The sequence below is a fragment of the Streptococcus infantis genome (assembly GCF_047460825.1).
In the GTDB taxonomy this organism is placed as follows: domain Bacteria; phylum Bacillota; class Bacilli; order Lactobacillales; family Streptococcaceae; genus Streptococcus; species Streptococcus infantis_V.
On sequence record NZ_JASHFO010000010.1, the window covers coordinates 42,030 to 62,002 of the forward strand.

General features: G+C 40.5%; 23 protein-coding genes and 2 pseudogenes. 19 read left to right on the top strand and 6 right to left on the bottom strand.

Annotated elements, in window-relative coordinates:
• Nucleotides 1-10 precede the first annotated feature (10 nt).
• A complete protein-coding gene (lacD, locus tag QM911_RS04465) occupies nt 11-1,006 on the top strand; it encodes a tagatose-bisphosphate aldolase (protein WP_414258234.1) in 996 nt (331 codons plus the stop codon).
• 146 nt (nt 1,007-1,152) lie between these two features.
• The gene (locus QM911_RS04470) at nt 1,153-2,190 is read left to right on the top strand and encodes an aldose epimerase family protein (protein ID WP_414258235.1); all 1,038 of its coding nucleotides are present in this window, start codon (nt 1,153-1,155) and stop codon (nt 2,188-2,190) included.
• Nucleotides 2,191-2,231: 41 nt separating this feature from the next.
• Here QM911_RS04470 and rnjA read toward each other — a convergent pair whose 3' ends face one another.
• Entirely contained in the window at nt 2,232-3,911 is a 1,680-nt protein-coding gene (gene rnjA / locus QM911_RS04475; protein WP_311522443.1) for a ribonuclease J1, read from the bottom strand.
• A 1-nt stretch (nt 3,912) separates the two neighbouring features.
• Nucleotides 3,913-4,146, bottom strand: a complete 234-nt coding sequence (locus QM911_RS04480) for a DNA-dependent RNA polymerase subunit epsilon (protein ID WP_000639587.1) — start codon at nt 4,144-4,146, stop codon at nt 3,913-3,915.
• A gap of 418 nt (nt 4,147-4,564) precedes the next feature.
• On the opposite strand from QM911_RS04480, the gene QM911_RS04485 reads away from it, so the two are divergent.
• The gene (locus tag QM911_RS04485) at nt 4,565-4,771 is read left to right on the top strand and encodes a hypothetical protein (protein ID WP_320692668.1); all 207 of its coding nucleotides are present in this window, start codon (nt 4,565-4,567) and stop codon (nt 4,769-4,771) included.
• A gap of 369 nt (nt 4,772-5,140) precedes the next feature.
• Here QM911_RS04485 and cibB read toward each other — a convergent pair whose 3' ends face one another.
• Nucleotides 5,141-5,284: a fratricide two-peptide bacteriocin subunit CibB gene (gene cibB / locus QM911_RS04490; RefSeq protein WP_320692667.1), complete on the bottom strand. Its 144-nt coding sequence runs from the start codon at nt 5,282-5,284 to the stop codon at nt 5,141-5,143.
• Between the two features lies 1 nt (nt 5,285).
• Nucleotides 5,286-5,468: a fratricide two-peptide bacteriocin subunit CibA gene (gene cibA / locus QM911_RS04495; protein WP_045762528.1), complete on the bottom strand. Its 183-nt coding sequence runs from the start codon at nt 5,466-5,468 to the stop codon at nt 5,286-5,288.
• Between the two features lie 172 nt (nt 5,469-5,640).
• Here cibA and tsaB point away from each other — a divergent pair, with 172 nt between their 5' ends.
• From tsaB to QM911_RS04565, 14 genes and pseudogenes are all read left to right on the top strand, one after another.
• Entirely contained in the window at nt 5,641-6,324 is a 684-nt protein-coding gene (gene tsaB / locus QM911_RS04500; RefSeq protein WP_320692666.1) for a tRNA (adenosine(37)-N6)-threonylcarbamoyltransferase complex dimerization subunit type 1 TsaB, read from the top strand.
• Complete coding sequence (gene rimI, locus QM911_RS04505) at nt 6,321-6,758, top strand: ribosomal protein S18-alanine N-acetyltransferase (RefSeq protein WP_320692665.1); 438 nt, start codon at nt 6,321-6,323, stop codon at nt 6,756-6,758. The genes tsaB and rimI overlap by 4 nt, the downstream gene beginning before the upstream one ends.
• On the top strand, nt 6,748-7,758 hold the full coding sequence (tsaD, locus tag QM911_RS04510; RefSeq protein WP_414313251.1) for a tRNA (adenosine(37)-N6)-threonylcarbamoyltransferase complex transferase subunit TsaD: 1,011 nt from the start codon (nt 6,748-6,750) through the stop codon (nt 7,756-7,758). The genes rimI and tsaD overlap by 11 nt, the downstream gene beginning before the upstream one ends.
• A gap of 110 nt (nt 7,759-7,868) precedes the next feature.
• Nucleotides 7,869-8,731, top strand: a pseudogene (locus QM911_RS04515) (helix-turn-helix domain-containing protein).
• Between the two features lie 115 nt (nt 8,732-8,846).
• On the top strand, nt 8,847-9,515 hold the full coding sequence (locus QM911_RS04520; protein ID WP_414313252.1) for a lysostaphin resistance A-like protein: 669 nt from the start codon (nt 8,847-8,849) through the stop codon (nt 9,513-9,515).
• A 121-nt stretch (nt 9,516-9,636) separates the two neighbouring features.
• Nucleotides 9,637-10,314, top strand: coding sequence for a lysostaphin resistance A-like protein (locus QM911_RS04525; protein ID WP_414313253.1), 678 nt, complete (start codon nt 9,637-9,639; stop codon nt 10,312-10,314).
• Between the two features lie 366 nt (nt 10,315-10,680).
• Entirely contained in the window at nt 10,681-10,908 is a 228-nt protein-coding gene (locus tag QM911_RS04530) for a hypothetical protein (RefSeq protein WP_414313254.1), read from the top strand.
• A 117-nt stretch (nt 10,909-11,025) separates the two neighbouring features.
• The gene (locus tag QM911_RS04535; RefSeq protein ID WP_301393873.1) at nt 11,026-11,721 is read left to right on the top strand and encodes an AzlC family ABC transporter permease; all 696 of its coding nucleotides are present in this window, start codon (nt 11,026-11,028) and stop codon (nt 11,719-11,721) included.
• A complete protein-coding gene (locus tag QM911_RS04540; RefSeq protein WP_045762538.1) occupies nt 11,711-12,034 on the top strand; it encodes an AzlD domain-containing protein in 324 nt (107 codons plus the stop codon). Before QM911_RS04535 ends, QM911_RS04540 begins: the two co-directional genes overlap by 11 nt.
• A gap of 102 nt (nt 12,035-12,136) precedes the next feature.
• Nucleotides 12,137-12,979, top strand: a complete 843-nt coding sequence (locus QM911_RS04545) for an amino acid ABC transporter substrate-binding protein (RefSeq protein ID WP_084921146.1) — start codon at nt 12,137-12,139, stop codon at nt 12,977-12,979.
• A 153-nt stretch (nt 12,980-13,132) separates the two neighbouring features.
• A complete protein-coding gene (locus tag QM911_RS04550; RefSeq protein ID WP_000694516.1) occupies nt 13,133-13,987 on the top strand; it encodes a MetQ/NlpA family ABC transporter substrate-binding protein in 855 nt (284 codons plus the stop codon).
• 122 nt (nt 13,988-14,109) lie between these two features.
• On the top strand, nt 14,110-15,483 hold the full coding sequence (locus tag QM911_RS04555; protein WP_414313255.1) for a M20 family metallopeptidase: 1,374 nt from the start codon (nt 14,110-14,112) through the stop codon (nt 15,481-15,483).
• Entirely contained in the window at nt 15,476-16,537 is a 1,062-nt protein-coding gene (locus tag QM911_RS04560) for a methionine ABC transporter ATP-binding protein (protein WP_061863705.1), read from the top strand. Before QM911_RS04555 ends, QM911_RS04560 begins: the two co-directional genes overlap by 8 nt.
• Nucleotide 16,538: 1 nt before the next feature.
• On the top strand, nt 16,539-17,231 hold the full coding sequence (locus tag QM911_RS04565) for a methionine ABC transporter permease (RefSeq protein ID WP_000818851.1): 693 nt from the start codon (nt 16,539-16,541) through the stop codon (nt 17,229-17,231).
• Between the two features lie 195 nt (nt 17,232-17,426).
• On the opposite strand, the gene QM911_RS04570 is transcribed toward QM911_RS04565, so the two are convergent.
• Nucleotides 17,427-17,996 (bottom strand): MptD family putative ECF transporter S component, encoded by a 570-nt coding sequence (locus QM911_RS04570; protein ID WP_414313256.1) that lies wholly within the window; start codon nt 17,994-17,996, stop codon nt 17,427-17,429.
• A 131-nt stretch (nt 17,997-18,127) separates the two neighbouring features.
• Between QM911_RS04570 and QM911_RS04575 the strand changes: the two genes are divergently transcribed.
• Both QM911_RS04575 and QM911_RS04580 read left to right on the top strand, forming a co-directional pair.
• Nucleotides 18,128-18,979, top strand: a complete 852-nt coding sequence (locus QM911_RS04575; RefSeq protein ID WP_414313257.1) for an Rgg/GadR/MutR family transcriptional regulator — start codon at nt 18,128-18,130, stop codon at nt 18,977-18,979.
• Nucleotides 18,980-19,168: 189 nt separating this feature from the next.
• A pseudogene (locus tag QM911_RS04580) lies at nt 19,169-19,774 on the top strand (transporter); the annotation flags it as partial.
• Nucleotides 19,775-19,781: 7 nt separating this feature from the next.
• On the opposite strand, the gene QM911_RS04585 reads toward QM911_RS04580, so the two are convergent.
• Nucleotides 19,782-19,973, bottom strand: a 192-nt coding sequence (locus tag QM911_RS04585) for a transposase (RefSeq protein WP_414313258.1), incomplete at its 5' end; no start/stop codon positions are given.

Here is a 19,973-nt window from a genome sequence, read left to right on the forward strand (position 1 = left end):
GGAAGAATCTATGAGTAAATTAACATTAAGCCCAAATAAACGTGCATGTTTGGAAAAACTCTCTGATGAGAATGGTATCATCTCAGCTCTTGCTTTTGACCAACGTGGTGCTTTGAAACGTCTCATGGCTCAATACCAAACAGAAGAGCCAACAGTAGCTCAAATGGAAGAACTTAAAGTCTTGGTAGCGGATGAATTGACTAAATACGCTTCATCAATGCTTCTTGACCCAGAATACGGACTTCCAGCTACAAAAGCTCTTGATCCAAAAGCTGGTCTTCTCCTAGCTTATGAGAAAACTGGATACGACACAACAAGCACAAAACGTTTGCCAGACTGCTTGGATGTTTGGTCTGCAAAACGTATCAAAGAACAAGGTGCAGATGCTGTTAAGTTCTTGCTTTACTACGATGTAGATAGCTCTGACGAACTCAACCAACAAAAACAAGCCTACATTGAACGTATTGGTTCTGAGTGTGTAGCTGAAGACATTCCATTCTTCCTTGAAATCCTTGCCTACGATGAAAAAATTGCTGACGCTGGTTCTGCAGAATATGCTAAAGTGAAACCACATAAGGTTATTGGCGCTATGAAAGTCTTCTCAGATCCACGCTTTAACATCGATGTCTTGAAAGTAGAAGTTCCAGTTAACGTGAAATACGTTGAAGGTTTTGGCGATGGAGAAATCGTTCATACACGTGAAGAAGCAGCAGCATTCTTCAAAGCCCAAGACGAAGCTACTAACCTTCCTTACATCTACTTGAGTGCAGGTGTATCCGCTAAACTCTTCCAAGAAACTCTTGTATTTGCCCACGAATCAGGTGCAAACTTCAACGGTGTTCTTTGTGGACGTGCTACATGGGCTGGATCAGTTGAAGCTTACATCAAAGATGGTGAAGCAGCAGCTCGCGAATGGCTTCGTACAACTGGTTTTGAAAACATCGATGAACTTAATAAGGTTCTTCAAACAACAGCTACTTCATGGACTGAACGTGTAGAAGCATAGGATAGAAATAGAAGGAATTACTTTTGTTAAGAAAATATTTATGGTTTCTTGACAAAGGTGTCTGTAAATCATACAATAAAACCATAGAACGTGAATGCGCTTTCTATGGTTTGTTTACTTAATTGAAATAGAAAAAGGAGAGAAGGATGAAAGCATACACAGAACGTGTATTTGGGAAAGTTGATGGCAAGGATGTCCTCGCTTACCGTTTTGAAACGGAGGCAGGTTATCAACTGGAAATCATGACTTATGGAGCCACAATTCTACGCTATGTAACTCCAGATAAGGCTGGCAATTTTGCCAATGTTATTCTTGGTTTTGATGATTTTGAAAGCTATGTGGGCAATAGCCCTAAACATGGAGCAAGTGTAGGTCCAGTTGCAGGTCGTATCGCAGGTGCAACATTTGAACTCAATGGGAAGACCTATGAACTCGAAGTTAATAATGCTAGCAACTGTAACCACAGTGGCTCAACTGGTTGGGATTCTAGCTTGTTTGAGCTAGTCGAAGTGAATGATCATGGTTTGACTCTTTACACAGAAAGAGCAGACGGGACTGGAGGTTTCCCTGGAAATCTTAAGATCTGGATTAGCTACAACTTGGAAGAAAGTGGTGCCTACGAAGTTAGCTATAAGGTGACGACGGACCAGGATACCTTGGTTAATCCAACCAATCATAGCTACTTTAACTTGTCAGGTGATTTCACTCAGACAGTTGACCGCCATGTTTTCCAACTGAATACAGAGGGTATTTATCCAATTGCTCCTGATGGTGTTCCAGCTAAAACCCCAGATGCTAACCGTGATGTGGTCAAACATATCTACAATGGTGCCTTGTTGAAGGATATCTTTGCAGAAGAAGATGAGCAAATCCAACTCGTATCTGGTTTGGACCATCCATTTGCTCTTCCTGCAGGACATGACAATGCTGGATTCCTCTATGACCAAGGTTCAGGTCGCTTCTTGCTCTTCAAGACAGAGGCTCCTTGCTTTGTGGTCTACACAGCAAACTTTGTGGATGAGAGTGTCATCATCGCTGGTCAGCCAATGATTCAGCACAATGGAATTGCTCTTGAAGCACAAGCTTTACCAGATGCTATTCATAGTGACCTTAAAGACCAAGTCATTCTCAAAGCAGGTGAAACTTTCACCAGCAAAACTCGTTACGAACTTGTTGTGAAATAACAAAAATTCTCTGAAGTCTTATGACTTCAGAGAATTTTTTCTTATTCTTCATCTGGTGTGAGAATCATTGGAATGATGATTGGTTCACGTTCAGTATTTTCGTAAAGGAATGGTCGAATGGCGTTTACGATAGCGCCATTGACAGACTGGACGCTGGCATCTTTGTTTTTCAAAGCGATACGAATAGCATTGAAAAGGATACGTTGGCTTTGGCGAATCAAGTCACCAGACTCTCTCATGTAGACAAATCCACGACTGAGAATATCTGGTCCAGATAGAATCATCTGAGACTTGAAGTCAACGGTTGCGACAGCCAGTACAACACCATCTTCAGATAGATCGCGACGATCTTTAAGCACAGCTGCACCGATTTCACCGATACGATTACCATCGACGTAGATATCTTGAGCATTAAAATGACCTGCGATACGAGCAGAATTTGCAGTGAGGGCAAGGACATCACCATTGCTCATGATAAAGATATTGTCCTTCTCAACACCAGTATCCACCGCTAGTCCAGCGTGGACTTTTTGCATGCGGTATTCACCGTGGACAGGCATGAAGTATTTTGGCTTAATCAAGCGGAGCATGAGTTTTTGCTCTTGCTGACCACCGTGTCCAGATGTATGGATATTGTTCACTTTACCGTGGATAACTTCGACACCAGCTTCAGAAATGATGTTAATCAGCTTGTTGACGCTAGTCGTGTTTCCAGGGATTGGGCTAGAAGAGAAGATAACCGTATCACCTGGTTGGAGTTGCACCTGACGGTGGGTTCCGTTGGCGATACGAGAGAGGGCTGCCATCGGCTCACCCTGACTACCTGTACAGAGAATGAGAACCTCGCCTGCAGGGTAATCTTTGATTTCATTTGGCTCGATGAAGGTTCCTTTAGGAGCTTTGATGTAACCAAGTTCAATCCCGTTAACAATGGCCTTTTCCATAGAGCGCCCAAAGACTGCGATCTTACGCCCGGTTTTAACAGCAGCTTCCGTTGCTTGCTGGAGACGGAAGATATTTGAGGCAAAGGATGCAAAGATGATACGTCCCTCAATACCTTGGATGATCTTCATGATGGACTGGCCGACAACCTTTTCAGAGTTTGTAAAGGTTGGCACTTCAGCATTGGTCGAGTCAGAGAGTAAGCAAAGCACTCCATCTTCACCTAGGGCTGCCATACGGTGCAAGTCTGCAGGTTCACCAACTGGTGTAAAGTCAAACTTGAAGTCTCCCGTACAAACGATTTTCCCTTGAGGTGTATGGATGACGATTCCCAAAGGCTCTGGAATCGAGTGGGTTGTTCTAAAGAAAGTTGCTTTAAGGTTTTTAAAGGTCAACTCCGTGTTGTGGTTGATTTCGTGAAGTGTAGCATTGCGCAAAAGTCCATGCTCTTCGAGTTTTCCACGGATTAAGGCAAGGGCCAGTGGACCGGCATAGATAGGGATGTTTGCTTGCTTGAGCAAGAAAGGAATCCCTCCGATATGGTCCTCGTGTCCGTGTGTAATCAAGAGAGCCTTGACGCGGTCGATATTTTCTACAATATAAGAGTAATCAGGGATAACGTAGTCGATACCAAGTAGGTCATCCTCAGGAAATTTAATCCCTGCATCAACGATGATAATTTCGTCTTGATATTCGATACCATATGTGTTTTTTCCGATTTCTCCTAGACCACCAATGGCAAAAACGCCGACTTCTTCTGGTTTAAGAGTGTAGGCCATATTAGAACTCCGTAATTTCGAATGCGCCAGTTTCTTTTTCGTAGTCTAGCAATTTGTCAGACAAGAGTTCGATATACTCGATATTATATTCTGGACGATTTTCTTCGACAAGTTGGCGAGCAGCGATACGTCCTTCAAGTTCTGAACTAGCATCGATGTCTAAGTATAGTGAGCGTGTTGTTTCGCGACGTGGGCTGCGTTCTTTTGTTTCTTGATAAAAAACTTTGTAAATCATATGTTTCCTTTCTGCTTTCAGGTCAGCTATATTCAAAAATGCTCAGTTTGAAGCTGGTTTGATTCCAGTTCATTTTTTGTCTTTATTGACCTTGATTCGTTACAATTATCTCAATTATAACATAAAAAGGGGAATTAGTAAAAGCAGGAAACATGAAAGTAAGGAGCTTGAAATGGGTTTCATTATACCTTGTATAAGTATTTGAAGACATCCGATGCAAGTGCTATAATAAAGTTAGAAAAGAGGTTTTTCTTGATTAAGGAGGACTAGCTATGCTTGATTTTGTGTTTCACCTATTTGGATGGAAATTCTGCATATTGCTACAACTGCTTGGGCTCCTTTTGAGGCTATTTGCTCCTTTTCGTTAGATGATGATTTTGAAATATTTGCCTTTAGAATTGGAGAAAGGAGGCTCTCTATGTTTCAACTAGCTATCGCGATTCGTCTCTTGATATTTGCTGTTTTTGTTGCTTGTGTTTACGGTGGCAATCTACTATTTGTTCGGCTGGAACATAGAAAAACAGCTTTACACTGGAAAATTCTCTTTGTAACACTGTATTCTATTTTCCTCCTTCTTGTGACCTATGTGGTCTGGCTTGTATTTTACTTTGGTTTGAATGCTTAGCTTCAGTTGTTTATTTATATCTGCTGATTGAACGAATGCCTATCTTTAAAATAGGTTATAAAAAAATAGCGAACTCAGCTACACAAAAAATCCATCCCAACTATTAAGATAGGGTGGATTTTTCAAATTCGGTGTCCAATTTTCCCTCAAACAAAGGTTATATTTTCAGGCCCTATCCCTATTTTTACAGTTGTGATTGTTCTGTTCAAAAATAGAGTTGAAGCATAAAAATAAAACAATACAAACAGATAAATCAATTGGCAATGGTATAGTTGTAATGTTTAAATCGTTGAGAATACTGATCAAACTGTAAGAGATGAAGAAAATAAAATTCATCCTTCTAAAAATGTGTCTTTTATCTAGCATGACTTATCCAAACTTTTTACGGAGATCTTTTCCAATGGTGTAAGCTGCCATAAATAAAGCTATACCAACACCGACACCAAAACCACCCTTGATTTCTTGCAATTCTTTATTAGAAATTTCACGATATTTGTCTAAATCTTTACTCATACTAACCTCCTAAAAAATAACCAGCTGCTAAGCCAGAGCCTACAAGTGCTGTTCCGCCAGCAATAGCTTTCCAAGATACTGCTACTCCAAAGACAACCAAGGGAGCTAGACCACCATCAATATCTGATAATTCATTTTCAGATAGCGATACAAATTGATTGTCAATATTTTCGAAATTTGTCATTGAACATTCCTCCTTTTTTCTTGTTCACTTTTATATTCGGAAATGAAGGTAAAAAGTTGCAATGTTTTTGAAAATTTCTTTTCACCATGATTTTTGTTTCAAAACAAAGAAAATTCCCATGCGCCTTCTTTTGTAGTATAATAGTAAACAGACAAAAAGATAGGAATGTGTTATGAAAGTATTAGCTTTTGATACGTCCAGCAAGGCTCTTTCTCTTGCTATTTTAGAGGACAAGCAGCTTCTTGCCGAGACGACAATCAATATCAAAAAAAATCACAGTATTACCCTTATGCCAGCCATTGATTTTTTGATGGCTAGTCTAGATTTGACGCCTAAAGATTTGGATCGAATCGTTGTAGCAGAGGGGCCAGGTAGCTACACAGGTTTGCGAATCGCGGTAGCAACTGCCAAGACCTTGGCTCATACCCTGAACATTGAGTTAGTGGGCATGTCCAGCCTTTTAGCTCTGGTACCAAGCCAGCAGGAAGGTTTGGTTGTTCCTTTGATGGATGCGCGTCGCAACAATGTTTATGCAGGATTTTATGAAAATGCTCAACCTGTCTTTCCAGAGGCACATCTGTCCTTTGCAGAAGTTTTGGAGCAAGTCAAAGATACTGAACAAGTCACTTTTGTTGGTGAAGTGGGAGCCTTTGTGGAGCAGATTCAAGAACAACTACCACAGGCTAACTATCAGGAAACCTTGCCAAATGCAGCTAATCTTGCTCTTTGGGCCTGGGACAAGGAAGCAGACTCCTTGCACGACTTTGTGCCAAATTACCTCAAACGAGTTGAAGCTGAGGAAAACTGGCTCAAGAATCACACTGAGTCTGGCGAGTCCTACATTAAACGCCTATGATAGAAATCAAACGAATCCAACAGCAACCTGACTTGGCTCAATCCATCTATGCTGTTATGGCAGATGTTTATCCAGTCAGTCCTTGGACTTTGAAACAAATCCAAGCAGACCTGTCCCAAGACCAGACTTGGTATGCTCTGGCATATGACGGGGCAGAAGTGATTGGATTTCTAGCTGTTCAGGAAAATAACTTTGAGGCAGAAGTCTTGCAAATCGCTGTCAAAAAAGCCTATCAAGGTCAGGGAATTGCGTCAGACTTATTTGATCTATTACCGACAGATAAGGAGATTTTCCTCGAAGTCAGAAAGTCAAATCAACGAGCACAGGCATTTTATAAGAAAGAAAGAATGGCAGTCATCGCTGAGCGAAAGGCCTATTACCATGATCCAGTCGAGGACGCCATTATCATGAAGAGAGAAATAGATGAAGGATAGATATATTTTAGCATTTGAGACATCTTGCGATGAGACCAGTGTCGCCGTACTGAAAAACGACGACGAGCTCTTGTCCAATGTCATTGCTAGTCAAATTGAGAGTCACAAACGTTTTGGGGGCGTAGTGCCAGAAGTAGCCAGTCGTCACCATGTCGAGGTCATTACAGCCTGTATCGAGGAGGCGCTGGCAGAAGCAGGGATTACAGAAGAAGATGTAACAGCTGTTGCGGTTACTTATGGACCAGGCTTGGTCGGAGCCTTGCTAGTTGGTTTGTCAGCTGCCAAGGCCTTTGCTTGGGCACATGGACTTCCGCTTATCCCCGTTAACCACATGGCTGGGCACCTCATGGCGGCTCAAAGTGTGGAGCCCTTGGAATTCCCCTTGCTAGCTCTATTGGTTAGTGGTGGACACACAGAGTTGGTCTATGTTTCTGAGGCTGGTGATTACAAGATTGTTGGTGAAACCCGAGATGATGCGGTTGGTGAGGCCTATGATAAGGTTGGCCGTGTCATGGGTTTGACCTATCCAGCAGGTCGGGAGATTGATGAGCTAGCTCATAAGGGGCAGGATATTTATGATTTCCCGCGTGCTATGATTAAAGAAGACAATCTGGAGTTTTCATTCTCAGGTTTGAAATCTGCCTTTATCAATCTTCACCACAATGCCGAGCAAAAGGGAGAAAGCTTATCCAAGGAAGACCTGTCAGCCTCCTTCCAAGCTTCAGTCATGGATATTCTCATGGCAAAAACTAAAAAAGCCTTAGAGAAATACCCTGTTAAAACCCTCGTTGTAGCTGGTGGTGTAGCTGCAAATAAAGGTCTTAGAGAACGTCTAGCAGCCGAAATTACCGATGTCAAAGTTATCATTCCACCTCTGCGACTTTGCGGAGACAATGCAGGCATGATTGCCTACGCAAGCGTCAGCGAGTGGAACAAAGAAAACTTTGCAGGCTTGGAGTTAAATGCCAAACCTAGCCTCGCTTTTGATACTATAGAATGAAAAGTCAGCTTGAAGCTGGCTTTTTTGCTAAAATATTTTATAATATGTTAAAAAAGTAAAAGTTTTTACGAATAGAATAGTAAAGGGAATATTAAAAGGGGAGTTTGGCAATGATTGAAAAACAGGAATTAGGAGAATTTTACAAGGAATTGCGCCTGGCGAGAAAGCTCAAGCAGTCAGATGTGGCTTGTGCTGGACTAACAGCCTCTCAGTTATCCAAGTTCGAACTAGGGCAGTCCATGCTGTCTGCGGATAAGTTGATCCTAGCGATCCAAGGGATAAATGTGACCTTCGATGAGTTTGGGCACAAGCTCAACAACTACCAAGAATCTCCACACATGCGATTTGGTAGAAGGGTTGTGGATCGCTTTGCCCATCAAGATATAGCTGGTTTAGAGCAATTGTTGGAGGAAGTCGAACAAGAACAGATGGCGCTGATCTATCGTCGTTTGAATGCCATTGTGATTAAAAATGCTATCCATTCACTGGATAAAAGTTACCCGCTAGCAGAGGAGGATAGTGAGTTTTTAACCACCTATCTCTATGCTATCGAGTCTTGGACCTGGTTTGAACTCTATATCTTTTGCAATACCATGCTTTTTTGAGCAATCAAGATTTCATCTTTTTATCCACCTCTTTACTTGAAAAATCCAAGGAATTTAAAGAGTTAGTGCACAATCGATTGTATTTGAAAGGTGGTTATCTCAATATCATCTCAGAGCTCATGGAGCGCAAACTTTTCTCCTACATTCCAATCTTTGAGTCCGAGTTGGAGAGCATACTTCGCCCGTACGATGTTTTTGAGAAATTATTGTGGCAGTTTTTAAAGAAAATGAGTGTTTTCCTTCAAACCAAGGGAAGCAATCAAAAAGAGATTGAACACTTTATCCAATCTCTGCAAATATTAGAAAATCCACAATTAACAGCTCTTTTTGAACTACGCTTACAGCAATACAAAGCACTTATCGATTAGTTAGAAATCGCAAATGTGAAATTCCTATCAGAAAAAATGTCAAATATGCGATTTTTTAAAATATGGAATTTTTCGTGTTATACTGTCTTCATTCCATAGTATAGGAGAAAATAGAATGAAAAAGATCATCTCACGCTACTACTTTTTTGTAGCACTTCTAATTGTCATTGCTTACCAGTACTTCAGTGGTCTAGTTTTACACAGCGACTTTGCTGTTTCTTTATCTGATTTTAGCTATTACTTTTCGGATATGATGTTGAACTTTTTTGTGGTTTTGCTTGCTCTTGTTGCCATGATTTGGTCAGGAAAATGGCAACAAATCAATAGTAGAAAATTTAAAGGGTTCTATCTTTTTTATTCCTTTTTAGCTTTTCTCGCTTTATTTATTTGGAATGTCATCAAATTTTTCCTATTCCCACCTACCCAAAATGGACTTGCTTACCAACTCGCTGCTCCAACTTTTACAGGCGCTACGGCATTTTTGATGTATTTTTTCTATCCTGTGATTGCAGGTCCCATTTTTGAAGAGATGATTTATCGTGGATTGGTGATGACCGCCTTGGAAAAAGGGAAAAAATGGGGATTGGACGTATTTGGTTCTGCTGCTTTATTTGGAATTCTGCATATTAGTGATTATGGTTGGGTCTTGACAGACTTTTTCGTATATATGGGTGGCGGTATCATATTTGCGGTCTTGTTTAGAGTAACAAAGTCTATTTATTGGCCTATTGGACTGCATATAGTCTATAACGGTATCGTGCATATACTTCCTTTGTTATTTTAGAGGATTTTCAAAATCTTAAATCAAGGAATGGAGTCCTAATCGTGGTGCTTTTGCTTGGGCTGTAGCTCCAATAGGTGAGCGGTCTAGACGCTGTCGATAAAATAATATAGGAAGTAATTTAATGAAGAAAATGAAAGAAATGAAATTTCATCTAGCAACTGGCTTGTTGCTTTTGACTTATTACCTCATTTTTAATGGCATACTAGACTTAGATTTTACTGTAGCTTTGTCTGATGAGATCTACTATGTTTTGCAGGTCTTGTTGATGCTTGTGCTGGGAGTTGTTGCAACTATTATTCTTGTCAAAAGTGAACATTGGAAAGAGTGTGGTCGTTTCCAATTTCGTTGGTCTTACCTAGGTGTTTTCTTTCTTTCTTTTTTCTTATTATTCGTGTGGGCAAATCTAGCAACTCGTATCTTTCCTCGTACGCAAAATGGAAGTACGGTAGTGGAAGTAGCCACCAGTTTGACAGGAATTAGCTATTTTATTACGCGTGTACTTTACGGTAGCCTTATCGCACCTATAGCAGAAGAAATAGTGTGTCGTGGTTTTTTGATGACAAGCTTGTCTAAATTTAAAAACTACTATATTGATGTTCTTGTTTCTGCTGGCATATTTGGCGCTATGCATGTTTTACAGCATGGTTGGATAACGACAGATTTCATACTCTACTTTGTAATGGGCTTGATATTTTGCATGATGTTTCGCTGTACACGCTCTATTTATTGGACCATAGCTTTACATGCTTCATGGAATACCTTCTTGCTTATTGTTAGTTTATTGGTGTTTGGGTATTAAATCTAAAATAGTTTATAAGTTGTATCATGAGACTGGTTTCCAGTCTTTTTCTTTAATGCTAATGTCTGAAGGTGAATTTTACGCAATACCTTGTGGATTTAAAATTCAAGAATTTAATTTTTAAAAATCAATAGAGAATCAAATGAAGTAGTAGAAGAAACAGCAACTGGCTATCGAGATACTTGGCATGCAGAAGACCCTTATCTCTATAAAACAGGTCGCCTTTTTTATAATTATGACAAGGTTAATTGGAAGAATTATAGCGGTCGAGCAACCTTCGCTTTTTCAAAATCGCATCGTTTACAAGAAGCGACGATTTATTTTCCGATGCCTTCTAAAGTTCAACAGAAAGAAATATTTTATCACATGACTCAAGACATAAAAGCAGAAATCGAAGCTCTACCAAACTTTCAATCCTTGAAAGTTGATGCCTTGGCAGGTGATGATGTTGGTTATCGATTTAAGGTTAAGTTGAAAGGGCAGAGAGAAGAACTCTGGGTTGATGTTTACCCGATAGAAAATGAATATGTTGAAAAACCTGAAGTTGACAAATATCCTATTCGAGTGGATCAATTTCGCATGTATCCTGGATGAGTACTTTTTACTAGCTTAAAACTCTAAACTTTTTTCTATTTTACGAATATGTTATAATGATGTTTGCTGTGACTGTTTGGAAAGCAGTTGCTGAAGGAATGATTAGTGAGGAAGTCTATGAAAGAAAAAGGATTTTGGGAGGGTGTGCAGGCTGCGGTGCCGACAGCTCTGGGCTATGTTAGCATCGGTCTTGCCTGTGGCATTATCGGTTCTCCCTATGTGACACCACTAGAAATGGGTTTGATGAGTCTCTTTGTCTATGCTGGGAGTGCTCAGTTTGCCATGATAGCCTTGATAGCAGTTCAAGCGCCTGTGGCAGCCATTGCCATGACGGTCTTTTTGATTAATCTGCGTCTCTTCTTGCTGAGTTTGCATGCGTCGACCTATTTTCGCCATACCAGTCTTTGGCACAATATCGGCATGTCCAGCCTTTTGACCGATGAGACCTATGGCGTTTTGATGGGCGAGTTGGTGCATACGGATAAGGTTAACCCCATGTGGATGCACGGGAACAACCTTAACAGCTATGTAGCTTGGTTTTTCGGAACTGTTGTCGGAACTGCTCTAGGTGGACTTCTACCAAATCCAGAAATTTTTGGCTTAGATTTTGCCCTAGTGGGGATGTTTATTGGGATTTTTACTTCCCAGTTTCAGATTATGCAAAAACGGATTCCTTTGCGCAATCTCTTCATAATTTTAGCAGTTGTAGCTGTATCTTTCTTTTTGCTCTTGACGGTGGTGTCTCAGTCATTAGCTGTTCTGTTTGCGACCTTGCTAGGTTGTACCATGGGGGTGGTCTTGGATGGTCAGTAAGTATATTTTATTAGCAATTGTCTTTTCTGGCTTGGTGACTTGGATTCCAAGAATGATTCCTTTTATCCTAGCCAAGTACAAGGGTTTGCCGCCTATCGTAGAGCGCTTTTTGAAATTTCTACCAGTTTCTATTATCTTTGCCTTGATTCTTTCAAGTGTGGTGACAGGAAAAGTTGGAAGCCTTCCACAGATAAAGTGGTTAGACTTTTTAGCAGTCTTTCCAACAGCTTTTGTAGCCTTTCGTTACCGCAACCTGGTTGGGACTGTTCTCTTTGGAGTAGTCTTGATAGCAGTCCTACGTTTGGTCTTTTAATCAGCCATAAAGAAAACCTATCACAAATATAGAAATCATATAATAGCGTAATTCCTTTTTTTCTGTTAAGATAAGATTGTATTCTATTTTGGAGGAAATATCATGAAAAAAATCGTTAAATATTCATCACTTGCTGCCCTAGGACTTGTTGCCGCGGGTGTATTGGCAGCTTGCTCAGGCGGTGAAAAGAAAGATGCTGCATCTGGTGAAGCAACATCTAGTAAAAAAGAAATTATCGTTGTAACCAATGCTACACCAAAACCATTCAACTATGAAGAAAATGGCGAATTGACTGGTTACGAGATTGAAGTGGTTCGCGCTATCTTTAAAGATTCTGACAAGTATACTGTCAAGTTTGAGAAGACAGAGTGGTCAGGTGTTTTTGCAGGACTTGATGCTGATCGTTACCAAATGGCTGTTAGCAACATCAGCTACACTAAAGAACGTGCTGAAAAATACCTTTATGCAGCTCCAACTGCTAAAAACCCTAACGTTCTTGTAGTGAAAAAAGATGACTCTAGCATCAAATCGTTTGATGATATCGGTGGAAAATCTACTGAAGTTGTTCAAGGAACAACATCTGCTAAACAGCTAGAAGACTACAACAAACAACACTCAGATAACCCAACTATCCTTAACTACGTTAAAGGGGACTTCCAACAAATCATGGTACGTTTGAGTGATGGCCGATTTGACTACAAGATTTTTGATAAAATCGGTGTTGAAACAGTCATCAAGGACCAAGGTTTGGATAACTTGAAAGTTATCGAACTTCCAAGCGACCAACAACCTTACGTATACCCACTTCTTGCCAAAGGTCAAGATGAGTTGAAGGCATTTGTGGACAAACGCATCCAAGAATTATATAAAGATGGAACCCTTGAAAAGCTATCTCAACAGTTCTTTGGCGGTTCTTATCTGCCAGCAGAAGCTGATATTAAATAAGTTTGTAAATCATCCATTCTCTCGTAGGTGGATGATTTTATAACTTTTAGGCATATAGTTTCAAACTATATGTCTGCCTATCTAATAACAATTTGCGAAATCAAATAAAGTGTGAGATACTATTACAGTATTATTTTTAAAGGAGAACGAATCATGAAAATTAAAAAATGGTTAGGCGTAGCAGCTATCGCTACAGTAGCAGGCCTTGCACTTGCAGCTTGCGGAAATTCAGACAAGAAAGCAGACAACACAACTACAGTTAAAATTGCGACTGTTAACCGTAGCGGTTCAGAAGAAGCACGCTGGGACAAAGTCCAAGAATTGGTTGAAAAAGACGGAATTAAATTGGAATTCACAGAGTTTACAGACTACTCACAACCAAATAAAGCAACTGCTGATGGTGAAGTAGACTTGAACGCTTTCCAACACTACAACTTCTTGAACAACTGGAACAAAGAAAACGGTAAAGACCTTGTAGCGATTGCAGATACTTATATCTCACCAATCCGCCTTTACTCAGGTAAAAACGGGGAAGAAAACAAGTACACTAAAGTGGAAGAAATCCCAAACAACGGTGAAATTGCTATTCCAAACGATGCTACTAATGAAAGCCGTGCCCTTTACCTTCTTCAATCAGCAGGTTTGATTAAATTGGATGTTTCAGGAACTGAACTTGCTACAATCGCAAACATCAAAGAAAATCCAAAGAACTTGAAAATCACTGAGTTGGACGCTAGCCAAACAGCTCGTTCATTGACTTCAGTTGATGCAGCAGTTGTAAACAACACTTTTGTTACAGAAGCAAAATTGGACTACAAGAAAGCACTCTTTAAAGAGCAAGCTGACGAAAACTCAAAACAATGGTACAACATCATCGTTGCGAAAAAAGATTGGGAATCATCACCTAAAGCTGATGCAATCAAGAAAATTATCGCTGCTTACCACACTGACGAAGTGAAAAAAGTCATCGAAGAAACTTCAGACGGCTTGGATCAACCAGTTTGGTAATAAACACAGGGAGGTGGGAGAGATTTTTTCCACCTCTTGCTTTTATATAGAGACTAAAGAAAAGGAACATCCACTTGTATTGATTCCAAAGGTACAAGTCCTAGTAGAAAGGTAGAGAGAAAATGGTTTTCCCTAGCCAAGAAGAACAAATTGAAAAGTTTGAAAAGGATCATGTGGCGCAACATTACTTTGAAGTTTTGCGGACCTTGATTTCTAAAAAATCAGTCTTTGCCCAACAAGTCGGCTTGAAAGAAGTGGCTCGTTATCTAGGCGAGATCTTCAAGTGTGTAGGTGCAGAGGTCGAGATTGATGAGAGTTATACGGCACCCTTTGTCATGGCGCATTTTAAAAGTTCACGCCCAAATGCCAAGACTATCATTTTCTACAACCACTATGACACAGTACCTGCGGATGGCGACCAAGTCTGGACAGAGGATCCATTTACGCTTTCTGTCCGTGATGGCATCATGTATGGACGCGGGGTTGATGATGACAAGGGACATATCACTGCCCGCTTGAGTGCTCTTAGAAAATACATGCAGCATCATGATGATCTACCAGTCAATATCAGTTTCATCATGGAAGGTGCAGAAGAATCTGCCTCTATGGACTTGGACAAATATCTAGAAAAACATGCGACCAAGCTTCGTGGTGCAGATTTATTGGTCTGGGAACAAGGGACCAAAAATGCCTTGGAACAGCTAGAAATCTCTGGTGGGAACAAGGGAATTGTAACCTTTGATGCTAAGGTCAAGAGTGCCGATGTGGATATCCACTCTAGCTATGGCGGCATTGTAGAGTCAGCTCCATGGTATCTGATTCAAGCCTTGACTAGTTTGCGAGCTGCAGATGGACGTATTTTAGTTGAGGGCTTGTACGATGAGGTCCAAGAGCCTAACGAACGAGAGTTAGCCTTGGTTGAAACCTATGCCCAACGCAATCCAGAGGAAATCAGCCAGATTTATGGCTTGGAATTGCCACTTTTACAAGAGGAACGTACAGCCTTTCTAAAGCGTTTCTTCTTTGAACCAGCACTCAATATCGAAGGGATTCAGTCTGGTTATCAGGGGCAAGGAGTTAAAACGATTCTACCAGCAGAGGCTAGTGCCAAGCTAGAAGTTCGTTTGGTTCCTGGCTTGGACCCACATGATGTTTTGGAGAAAATCCGGAAACAACTAGACAAAAACGGCTTTGATAAGGTAGAATTATACTATACCTTGGGTGAGATGAGTTATCGAAGCGATATGAGTGCACCATCTATTCTCAATGTTATTGAGTTAGCCAAGAAATTCTATCCACAGGGCGTATCTGTCTTGCCGACTACAGCTGGGACAGGACCTATGCATACGGTCTTTGATGCCTTAGAAGTACCTATGGTTGCCTTTGGTCTAGGAAATGCTAATAGCCGAGACCATGGTGGAGATGAAAATGTGCGAATCGCAGATTATTACACCCATATTGAATTAGTAGAGGAGCTGATTAGAAGCTATGAGTAGAGATATTATCAAGTTAGATCAGATCGATGTGACTTTTCACCAAAAGAAAAGAACCATCACAGCGGTCAAGGATGTGACTATTCACATCCAAGAAGGGGATATCTACGGAATCGTTGGATATTCTGGGGCAGGGAAATCAACCCTAGTTCGTGTTATTAACCTCTTGCAAAAACCATCTGCAGGTCGAATTACTGTAGATAATGATGTGATTTTTGATGGCAAGGTTACCTTAACTGCTGAGCAATTACGACATAAACGTCAAGATATTGGGATGATTTTCCAACACTTTAACCTGATGAGCCAGAAAACAGCAGAGGAAAATGTAGCCTTTGCCCTCAAACACTCTGGCCTCAGCAAGGAAGAAAAGAAGGCTAAAGTAGCTAAATTGCTCGACTTGGTGGGCTTGGCTGACCGTGCCGAAAACTATCCTTCACAACTATCTGGAGGTCAAAAACAACGTGTGGCTATTGCGCGTGCCTTAGCTAATGATCCAAAAATCTTGATTTCAGACGAGTCAACTTCAGCTCTTGATCCAAAGACAACGAAACAAATCTTGTCGCTCTTGCAAGAACTGAACCGTAAACTAGGTTTGACCATTGTCTTGATTACACATGAGATGCAGATTGTCAAAGATATTGCTAACCGTGTAGCAGTGATGCAGGATGGTAGATTGATTGAAGAAGGTAGCGTTCTTGAAATCTTCTCAGATCCTAAGCAACCATTGACTCAGGACTTTATCTCAACTGCGACAGGTATTGATGAAGCAATGGTCAAGATTGAGAAACAAGAAATTGTAGAGCACTTATCTGAAAACAGCATTTTGGTACAACTCAAGTATGCAGGCGCTTCTACAGATGAGCCGCTTTTGAATGAATTGTACAAGCACTACCAAGTAACAGCCAATATTCTCTATGGAAACATTGAAATTTTGGATGGTACTCCTGTAGGTGAACTTGTGGTTGTCTTGTCAGGAGAAAAAGAAGCCTTGATAAGCGCTCAAGATGCTATCCGTCAGGCTGGTGTGCAACTAAAAGTATTGAAGGGAGGACAGTAAGATGGCAGAATTGATTAAAGCATACTTACCAAACGTCTATAAGATGGGTTGGTCTGGTCAGGCTGGCTGGGGAACAGCAATCTACTTGACCCTTTATATGACGGTTCTTTCCTTCCTCATCGGAGGTTTCCTAGGGCTGGTTGCAGGGCTTTTCCTTGTCTTGACAGCTCCAGGTGGTGTCTTGGAAAATAAAGTTGTTTTCTGGATTTTGGACAAGATTACCTCTATCTTCCGTGCGGTGCCATTCATCATTCTCTTGGCTGTCTTGTCACCCTTCTCTCATCTAATCGTAGGGACAAGTATCGGACCAAATGCGGCTATTGTACCCCTATCTTTTGCAGTCTTTGCCTTCTTTGCTCGTCAGGTACAGGTGGTATTGGCTGAGCTAGATGGTGGTGTCATCGAGGCAGCTCAAGCTAGCGGAGCTACTTTCTGGGACATCGTAGGTGTTTACCTATCAGAAGGTCTACCAGACTTGATCCGTGTGACAACGGTGACCTTGATCTCACTAGTCGGTGAAACAGCTATGGCGGGAGCGGTCGGAGCAGGTGGTATCGGTAACGTAGCTATCGCCTATGGATTTAACCGTTTCAATCATGATGTAACAGTCCTTGCGACTCTCATCATTATCCTGATTATCTTTACAATTCAGTTCTTGGGAGACTTTTTGACCAAGAAATTAAGTCATAAATAAAAAAAGAGCCAGCTAGCTCTCAGATTGAAGAAAAAGTCAATTTTGGACAATTTTCTTCAATCTTTTTCTTTTACTAGAGAAAATAAAAAAACTCTTAAAAATGGTATGTTTCAGCATTTCTAAGAGTTTTCAAGATGTAGTAAAATTACCGAAAGGGTTTGTCTACCTACTGAGAGCCGTGTGGCTCTTTTTCTATCACATTTTGTCTGCGAATTTCTTACTAAGTTTTTGTCCGATCAAGGCACCGAGTAGAGCACCGATAAGGACGCTTGCTACAAAGAGAAGGATAGTACCAGGGTTAGGCGCGACCATGATGCGATCAATATAGTCCTGAGATTTTCCACGAGCAACTAGGGTTGCTATGTAAGCTTGAGGTGTCAACCACATGAGTAGGATGGGACCAGTAGTACCAAAAGCAAAAACTAGGAAGGAAAGAAGGTTCTTGACCTTATCTTTGTAGTGGCCAAGATGAGCAATGCCATCTGCTGCAAGACCGCAGATGATTCCTGGAAGAAAGGCACCAGCACCATGCTTGCTTCCGAGGAAAAAGAGAGAGATAACGAGCCCAATCGAAGTAATCGCTCCAAAACGAGGAACCTTTGCTAAAAGGATCATATAGACGCTACCACCCACAAGAGCAGAAAAGGCAGGGGCATAAAACATATTTCCAGTGTGGTCGACAAGGTTTCCTAGTAGAACCCCTACTCCGATGTAGAGAAAGTAGACAAGGGCAGCTACAAGGGTCGTCAAGATATTCTTTTTCATAAATTCTCCTTCGTATATCTGATGTTTTTCATTGTACCATGCTTGGCCCAGATTGTAAATGCTAGTTTGGAACTAGTATTTATTAGGAAATGTGGTAAAATAGGAAAAAATAAAAGACGAGTGGTAAGAGGATGAAGAATTTAGGAAAAGTTTTTAAAGAGTTACGAGAATCAAGAAAAATTTCCTTGAGAAAAGCAACAGGTGGACGCTTTTCAGCATCCTTATTGTCGCGTTTTGAAAATGGTCAGAGTGAAATATCTGCTCCAAAGTTAATCACAGCTTTGGAGAATATTCATGCGAGTATGGAAGAATTGTTATTTTTGGCGAGAGGTTTTCATCAGGATGCCTATTCTGAATTTAGAAACAGAATAGTTGAGGCTATTGACCCTCAAGATTTGACATCCTTGCGCACTCTTTACCAGAGAGAATATCAACAACTTCCTTTTTCAAAAGATAGACAGCAACACATTCTCAATGCTATTTTAATAAAATCCTATATGAAAGCCATTGATGAGACGGTTACATTGACCGCTGAGGAAGAAAGAGTCCTACATGATTATCTATTTTCTGTCGAAATTTGGGGACACTATGAATTGTTGTTCTTTTCTTCCTGCTCTCCTCTTTTATCGGTGCAGCTTTTTACAAAGTACACTCGAGAAATGTTGGGGAAGTCAGATTTCTTGCAAGGAGTTGGGAAAAATCGAAATATGATGCATACCTTGCTCCTCAATGCTTTTATGGCCTGTATTGAAATTGATGATTTTACCAATGCCCTCTATTTTAAAAAACAAATTGAAAAGAACTTCTTTGAAGAAAATGAAACCTATTTTCGAATAGTCTACCTATGGGCAGAAGGTTTGCTTGATAGTAAGCAAGGAAGAGTAGAGGAAGGGCAGAGAAAGATGGAGGATGCTATTCGTATTTTTGAGATGATTGGTTGTAGCAGATCTGCTGACTATTATAGAAGTGCCATGGAGTGTTGAATATCTGCAACTAGATAAAATAACTTGAAACGATAGGACTGTGAAGATACTTATTAGCATTAGACAAATTCTATCGTTTTCGTTATCAGTTTAGTCTGTTGCATATATTCAAAAACGTCTTCTCATAAGATTCTTGATGCTATACTAGAGCTACCATAAAAGTAGTATGTGAGAAAGAGAGGAATCTATATGAAACTATTACTAAGAAATCAAGCATACAGAGTTTTGAGCTTATCACGATTTTTCAATGCTTTTGGAGCTTCCATTTTTAATTTAGTGTTTGTGGTCTATGCCTCAACTTTGCCAGAGGCTTCTGTTGCCGTTGCCATGGCGAATGTTGTGATGATGCTTCCAACTCTTTTTACAGTTTTTGTGGGAATTCGGGCAGATTATACCAAGGACAAGGTCAAATGGATGACCTATGTCGGTTTATTTCAGGCGGTTTTATTTTTTCTAGCAGCCCTAGTTGTTCAGCAAGCTAGTTTCTTTGCCTTTTCGACCCTTTGTCTCATCAATGTCATTAGTGATGTAGCTAGTGATTTTGCGGGTGGCTTGCGAATGCCTCTCGTTAAAGAAAAGGTAGTAGAGCAAGATTTGATGGAGGCTTACTCATTTTCCCAGTTTATTACCTATATTTCTGCTATTGGCGGCCAAGCTTTTGGAGTTTGGCTATTAGGGGTGTCAACACAGAACTTTTCGCTCGTAGCGGGAATCAATGCCATATTTTTCCTAGTGTCAGCTCTCATTCTCTTTTTAGGAAGGGCTGAATTAAGCTTATCAACTCCACTTGTTGATAGTATAGTCATTTAGTTTTAAAAAAGCACTCTAAACATTCAAAGATATTTGGGACTTCCCTTAATAAATCTGTCACTTTCTTTTTCAAGACAGCCCAAGCTTGCTCAATGGGATTCAAATCTGGTGAATAAGGTGGTAGAGGTAAGAAAAAGTGTTTATCTTTGACGCAAAGTTCATCCAAAATTTTCTTGGAATGAAA